The organism is Streptomyces sp. NPDC029836, assembly GCF_055574495.1.
In genome coordinates, this window is the sequence record NZ_JBVHZI010000002.1 from 583,039 (window position 1) to 589,312 (window position 6,274).

Genomic DNA, 6,274 nt, shown 5'->3' on the forward strand with positions numbered 1-6,274 from the left:
TCCCTAGGATGGCGTCCATGAGCATCGTGAAGATCAACGCCCTGACCGTGCCGGCCGAGCAGCGCGAGGTCCTGGAGAAGCGCTTCGCCTCCCGGGCGGGCACCGTGGAGAACTCGGACGGGTTCGAGTGGTTCGAGCTGCTGCGGCCCGTCGAGGGCACCGACCAGTACCTCGTGTACACGCGCTGGCGTTCGGAGGCGGACTTCCAGGCGTGGATGGAGGGCCCCATGAAGGCGGCCCACCAGGGCGGCGACGCCCCCGCCGGCGGCGACCGCCCGAAGCCGGCGGCCTCGGGTTCGTCGGTCTGGTCCTTCGAGGTGGTCCAGCAGGCGAGCCCGAAGCCGAAGCAGGGCTGATAGAGGGGGCCGAAGGTCGAACGGCGGCGGGCGCGGGCGCGGAAGGGGGCGCGGAGGCGGGCGCGGAGGCGGGGCTCGGGCGGCGGCCGGGCTTCGGCCACGGGGGCGCCGACCCGGGGCAGGCAGTCGGTGGCGCGGTCCGGTGAGCCCGCGGCTCGGCCTCGGCGCGCGGGCCGCCGCGAGCGCGCGGCACGGGTCGGGGGTCGCCTAGGCCCGGCAGCCACCCCGCCCGCCGCGCGGCCCGCGCACGGTCACGGTCCTGGCCACGGCCAGGACCACGGCCAGGACCACGGCCAGGACCGCTGCCAGGACCGCTGCCAGGACCGCGGTCAGGACCAGAACGCGTCCGATTCGTCCAGGTCCTCCACACACTCGTCGATGTCCGTGATCTTTCCGCCGACGATGGTGAAGAAGAGACCCTCATGGATCTCGATGCCCCGGTCGCCCCGGTCGGCGCGCATGAGGTGGAACGACATCACGTGTCCCCGGCCGTCCGCCAGGATCCGGTCCGGGTCGAGCCGGAGGGTGCCGTTGGTTTCCTCGCCGAGCCGGCGGTAGAGGTCGAGGACCGCTTCCCGCCCCTTGTGGTGCCCGGAGAGCGGGCTGTTGCCGGGTACGTGGTGGATGACGTCGGCCGTCATCAGCGAGCCCAGCGTCTCCATGTCGCCCGCGCCGAAGGCTTCGTAGCCGCGGCGTACCAGGGCGCAATTCGGATGCTCCGACATGACCCTCACACCCTCTGATTGCCGTATTTTCACCTTTCCTCATCATCGGCCCGTGCGTGTGGATATTCCAACGCGGGCGACGCGGAGGGCACCCACAATGGCGGCATGGACACCAACACGATCACCGAGACCTCCGCTCCCGCCTCTTCCTCCCCTGGCTCTTCTTCCTCCTCGTCTTCCTCCACGTCTTCCTCCACACCCCCCGCGCCCGGTGCCTGGCTCGTGGTCCAGGAGCCCTTCACCACCCCGGACGCGACCATCCTGCGCCGCGCCTACTACGCCGAAGTCGCCGGCCGGTACTGGAAACGGGCCGTCACCGATGCAGAAATAGACCAGGGCATGCTGGATTTCCCGGCGGACGACCTCGCCCCACCCTCGGGCCGCTTCCTCATCGGGCGGCTGGATGGGGTACCGCTCTCCTGCGGCGGCGTCCGCCTGATCGACACCGTCACCGCCGAACTCACCAGGGTGTACGTCGACCCGCGTGCTCGCGGCACCGGCGGCGGCGCCGCCCTGCTCGCCGCCCTGGAGGCGACGGGCCGGTCCCTGGGCGCCGAACGGGTCCGCCTGGACACCCGCTCCGACCTCGTGGAGGCCCGTGCCCTGTACGCGCGCCACGGGTACCGGGAAATACCGGCCTACAACTCCGGACCGTACGCCGAGCACTGGTTCGAGAAGCCCCTGATCTGATCTGACCTGACCTGCCCGGTGGGCCGGACCCGCCCCACCCCTCAGTGCGCGGAGTGGTCCCGACGCGGCAACGTGTCGTAGGGCTCCTCGGCGTCGGAACCGCACAGTTCCCGGTTGATCTCCGCGACCAGCTTCACCAGGTCGGTAGGGCGGTCCGGCCCCCACCAGTCACCGAGCAGTTCGGCCAGGGACTCCTGCCGGGCGTCGGACAGTCGGCGGGCGGCCACCCGCCCGCGTTCGGTGAGGATCAGCGCGAGTCCGTCGCGGGAGGCCAGCCCCCGCTCCTCGACCTGACGGGCCGCTTCCGTGATGGCCCTCAGCGGAACGATGGTGCGTTCCGCGAGCACCGCCGGTTCGACGGAGCCGTACTTGTTGATCCGCAGCAGCAGCCAGCTGGCCGCGGGAAGCAGGTCGTAGCCGGCTTTCGCGGTGATCTTCTCGTAGACGTGCCGCCTGCCCTCGCGGGTGCCCAGAACGGACAGGGCGCGGGCGACCTCCTCGTGGGAGGAGCGGTGAACGGGGTTGGAGGCGAGCGTTTCCGTCACGTCCGGTGCGGTGACGGAACCGCGGAGCTTGTCCTCCTTGAGGAACCAGGCGATCACGAAGGCGACCAGCACCACCGGAACGGCATAGAGGAACACGTCGGTGATGGCGTCGGAGTAGGCGTCCAACACCCGGGTGCGCACCTCGGCCGGCAGTGCGCCGATCGCGCGCGGATCGGCCTCCAGCCCGGCGGCGCTCGCGCCCGGCGGCAGCCGTACGCCGGCCAGGGCGGTCGCGAGCAGGTCACCGAGCCGGTTGGTGAAGACCGTGCCGAAGATGGCGACACCGAAGGAGGCGCCGATGGAACGGAAGAAGGTGGCACCGGAGGTGGCGACGCCGAGGTCGGCGTAACTGACCGAGTTCTGCACGACGAGGACGAGCACCTGCATGACCAGACCGAGCCCCACCCCGAAGACGAAGAACGAAGCGCCCATCACCAGGTCGGAGCTGTCGCGGTGCAGCTGGTGCAGGAGCAACAGGCCGATGGCGGTGATGCCGGTGCCCAGGATGGGAAATACCTTCCACCGGCCGGTGCGGCTGACGATCTGCCCGGAGCCGGTGGAGGCGATGAGCAGGCCGATCACCATCGGCAACATGTGGACGCCGGACATGGTCGGCGAGACGCCCCGGACCACCTGGAGGAAGGTCGGCAGGTAAACCATCGCGCCGAACATCGCGAACCCGATGATGAAACTGATCACCGAGCAGAGGGTGAAGGTGCGGACGCGGAACAGGCCGAGCGGCAGGACCGGTTCTGCCGCCCGCCGTTCCACGGCCACGAAGCACACCAGAAGCACGGCGCCGAGGACGGCGAGCCCGATGATGCGTGCCGATCCCCAGCCCCAGGTGCCGCCGAGGGAGGCCACGAGCACGAGGCAGGTGGCGACGCACGCGATGAGGAAGGTGCCGAGGTAGTCGATCTTGTGGCGGGAGGAGCGGCCCGGGATGCGCAGGGCGGCGGCGATGACGACCAGTGCGACGAGACCGATCGGGAGGTTGATGTAGAAGACCCAACGCCAGGAGAGGTGGTCCACGAACAGACCGCCCAGCAGCGGCCCGAGCACGCTGGTCGCACCGAACACCGCGCCGAACAGGCCCTGGTACTTGCCGCGCTCCCGAGGCGGAACGATGTCGCCGACGATCGCCATGGACAGGACCATCAGCCCGCCGCCACCCAGACCCTGGAGGGCGCGGAACCCGATGAGCTGCGGCATGTCCTGGGCCAGGCCGCAGAGGGCGGATCCGACCAGGAAGATCACGATGGCGTACTGGAAGAGCTTCTTGCGCCCGTACTGGTCGCCGAGCTTGCCCCAGAGCGGCGTGGCCGCCGTCGCCGCCAGCATGTAGGCGGTGACCACCCACGACAGGTGATCCATGCCGCCGAGTTCACTGACGATCGTGGGGAGCGCCGTGGACACGATGGTCTGGTCGAGCGCGGAGATCAGCAGACCCAGTAGCAGGGCTCCGATCGAGACGAGCACCTCTCGGGAGGCTCGCTCGGCGCCGGGACCGGGGTCCACGGCGGGCGTGGTCACATCCTGAGCCATCGGCTCCTCCTCGGGCCGGGACAACATCTCCATCCTGAGTGGTCTGTCCGGTTATGGCCCGTCGGGCGGGTTGGGTGAGGCCTGAGGGGTCTGCATAATCGCAGGCATTGGCCAGGGAGGGGTACCAGTGAGCGCTGAGCGCTGTCCAGAATGCGGCGCCGTGAGCGTCGAATGCCGGTGCACGGCGGGGGTGGGGTTCAACCCGCTGCGCATTCGCCCGTACGTGGCGCTGCCGGACCAGGGTCGGGCGGTGCCGGACCCGTCGTCCCCGCAGCCCGTCCTGGGCGCGGTCTCCCAGCCCTCCGACGCCCCCGACCGGCCGGCGTTCCCCTCGGACCCGCCCCCGCCGGGCCCGTCCGCCGCACAGGGCCCGGCCGGCCCTGCCCCGGCACCCGGCGCGGCCCCGCCCCCGCAGCCGGGGCAGGCCCCGACCCGCCCGGCCGGCCACCGCGGCCCGCCGCCGTCCCCGGCCCTGGGCGCGGGGCCGAACCCGCCCCAGGCCTCGGGTCCGGGTCTCGGTCCAGGGTCGGCTCCGGCTCCGGCTCCGGCTCCGGGCCTAGGCCAGGGTCCGGGTCAGGCTCCGGGTCTCGGTCGGGCTCCAGCTCCGGGTCCCGATCGCGCTCAGCCTTCGGGTGGGGGGCCCGCCGCACCCCCGCCCGCCCCCGAGGGCGAGGCCACGACGGTGCTTCCGCTCGTGCCGCCGGCAGGCCCGTCCGAGCCGCACACCCCGGCGTACGGGATACCCGTACTCGCCTGGCCCGATCAGACGGTCCAGCTGCGAGCCGTGCCCGCGCCCGCCGCACACGCCCCCGAGCCCGTGCAGCCCGTCGGCGGCGCCGAACAGGAGACCGGCAAGCGGTCCCGACGCCTGGCGGTGCCCCTGTTGGCCGGTGTCGGCGCGCTGGTCGTGGCCGGCACGGTGGCCGCGGCACTGGGGTTCACCGGCTCCGGGACGGACGACCGGGCCCTGACGGACCCGAAACCGTCGGCCCCCGCGGTCAGCGTGGTTCCCGTCGACCCGAGCGGCCCCTCGGAGGAGGCGTCGAGTCCGACGCCGAGCCCGTCCACGTCGGCTTCGCGGTCCGCTTCGCCCAGCGCGTCCCGCTCCGCGTCGCCGTCCGCCTCCCCCAGCACGTCCCGTTCGTCGGCGCCGCCCAGCCCGTCGGCCTCCGCCAGCCCCTCCCCAAGTCCGCCGCCGTCCTCCGCGGCGCCGCCGCCCCCGGCGCTCCAGGCGCCGACGCTGCGGTACGGGGACTCCGGCGCCGAGGTGGAAAAGCTGCAGCGGCTCCTCGCGGAGCAAGGGCTGTACCGCGGCAGGCTCGACGGCAAGTTCGGCCGCTCGGTCCGCAGCGCCGTCCAGGACCTTCAGATGGAGTTCGGCATCTACGACGACCCGTGGGGTGTCTACGGGCCGGCGACCCGGCGCGCCTTGGAGGGATAAGTCACGTCCTGCGCGGTGGCGCGGACCGTCCCGAATTTTGTATCGTGTGGGAACAAAGTGGTTCCGTCCTCATCCCCTGACCGGTGGACGGAACCACTTGTTCTCTTTTCCCGCCCCGTCTGGAGCCCCTCCCATGCCGGCCAACACCACCGCCACCCCCGTCGTCCTGACCGCCAAGGCCCTGCTGCTGGACATGGACGGCACCATCGTCAACTCCGACGCGGTGGTCGAACGATGCTGGCGCGAGTGGGCGGTAACGCACGGGCTCGACCCGCACGAGGCGCTGAAGGTGGTCCACGGCCGCCAGGGCTACGCCACGATGGCCATCCTGCTGCCCGACCGGCCGATGGAACTCAACTACGCCGAGAACACGGTGATGCTCGCCCGCGAGACCGCCGACACCGACGGCGTGGTCCCCGTCGGGGGCGCCCCCGAGTTCATGGCGGCGATCGACGCCCTGCCGCACGCCCTGGTCACCTCCGCCGACGCCGCCCTGGCCGCGGCCCGGATGACGGCCGCCGCACTGCCGATGCCGCGGGTACGGGTGACCGCCGAATCCGTCTCGGCCAGCAAGCCCGACCCCGAGGGCTTCCTCAAGGGCGCCGCCGAACTGGGCGTGGACCCGGCCGACTGCATCGTCTTCGAGGACTCCGGCGCGGGAATCGCGGCGGGCCTCGCCGCCGGCATGCGCGTGATAGGCATCGGCCCCCGCGCCGCCGCCTACGACCCGACGGCCCACGTCGCCGACCTGACCGCGATCCGCGTGGACACCACCCCGGACGGCACCATCCACCTCACCCTCACCCTCACCCCGCCCACCACCTGACCCCTCCTCCACACTCCGCCCACCCCGCCCCGGCACGCCGCCGCGGGCAGCGCGGGCAGCGCGGGCAGCGCGGGCAGCGCGGGCAGCGCGGGCAGCGCGGGCAGCGCGGGCAGCGCGGGCAGCGCGGGCAGCGCGGGCAGCGCGGG

At 72.4% G+C, this 6,274-nt stretch carries 6 protein-coding genes; 4 read left to right on the forward strand and 2 right to left on the reverse strand.

Features of this window, described 5'->3' with window-relative positions; translation table 11 throughout:
- The first annotated feature begins 17 nt into the window (after positions 1 to 17).
- The gene (locus ACZ4XJ_RS08410; RefSeq protein WP_362884428.1) at positions 18 to 356 is read left to right on the forward strand and encodes an antibiotic biosynthesis monooxygenase family protein; all 339 of its coding nucleotides are present in this window, start codon (positions 18 to 20) and stop codon (positions 354 to 356) included.
- Between the two features lie 329 nt (positions 357 to 685).
- Here ACZ4XJ_RS08410 and ACZ4XJ_RS08415 read toward each other — a convergent pair whose 3' ends face one another.
- On the reverse strand, positions 686 to 1,081 hold the full coding sequence (locus tag ACZ4XJ_RS08415) for a nuclear transport factor 2 family protein (protein ID WP_362884429.1): 396 nt from the start codon (positions 1,079 to 1,081) through the stop codon (positions 686 to 688).
- Positions 1,082 to 1,186: 105 nt separating this feature from the next.
- On the opposite strand from ACZ4XJ_RS08415, the gene ACZ4XJ_RS08420 reads away from it, so the two are divergent.
- Complete coding sequence (locus ACZ4XJ_RS08420; protein ID WP_468495689.1) at positions 1,187 to 1,771, forward strand: GNAT family N-acetyltransferase; 585 nt, start codon at positions 1,187 to 1,189, stop codon at positions 1,769 to 1,771.
- A gap of 41 nt (positions 1,772 to 1,812) precedes the next feature.
- Here the strand turns inward: ACZ4XJ_RS08420 and ACZ4XJ_RS08425 are convergent, their stop codons facing one another.
- Entirely contained in the window at positions 1,813 to 3,861 is a 2,049-nt protein-coding gene (locus ACZ4XJ_RS08425) for an MDR family MFS transporter (protein ID WP_468495690.1), read from the reverse strand.
- A gap of 694 nt (positions 3,862 to 4,555) precedes the next feature.
- Between ACZ4XJ_RS08425 and ACZ4XJ_RS08430 the strand changes: the two genes are divergently transcribed.
- Entirely contained in the window at positions 4,556 to 5,302 is a 747-nt protein-coding gene (locus ACZ4XJ_RS08430) for a peptidoglycan-binding domain-containing protein (RefSeq protein WP_468495691.1), read from the forward strand.
- Positions 5,303 to 5,435: 133 nt separating this feature from the next.
- On the forward strand, positions 5,436 to 6,128 hold the full coding sequence (locus tag ACZ4XJ_RS08435; protein ID WP_468495692.1) for an HAD-IA family hydrolase: 693 nt from the start codon (positions 5,436 to 5,438) through the stop codon (positions 6,126 to 6,128).
- Positions 6,129 to 6,274 lie beyond the last annotated feature (146 nt).

Coding starts and splice junctions, on each gene's coding strand:
- ACZ4XJ_RS08410 (WP_362884428.1), top strand. CDS start 18: ATGAGCATCGTGAAGATCAACGCCCTGACCGTGCCGGCCGAGCAGCGC.
- ACZ4XJ_RS08425 (WP_468495690.1), bottom strand. CDS start 3,861: ATGGCTCAGGATGTGACCACGCCCGCCGTGGACCCCGGTCCCGGCGCC.
- ACZ4XJ_RS08415 (WP_362884429.1), bottom strand. CDS start 1,081: ATGTCGGAGCATCCGAATTGCGCCCTGGTACGCCGCGGCTACGAAGCC.
- ACZ4XJ_RS08435 (WP_468495692.1), top strand. CDS start 5,436: ATGCCGGCCAACACCACCGCCACCCCCGTCGTCCTGACCGCCAAGGCC.
- ACZ4XJ_RS08420 (WP_468495689.1), top strand. CDS start 1,187: ATGGACACCAACACGATCACCGAGACCTCCGCTCCCGCCTCTTCCTCC.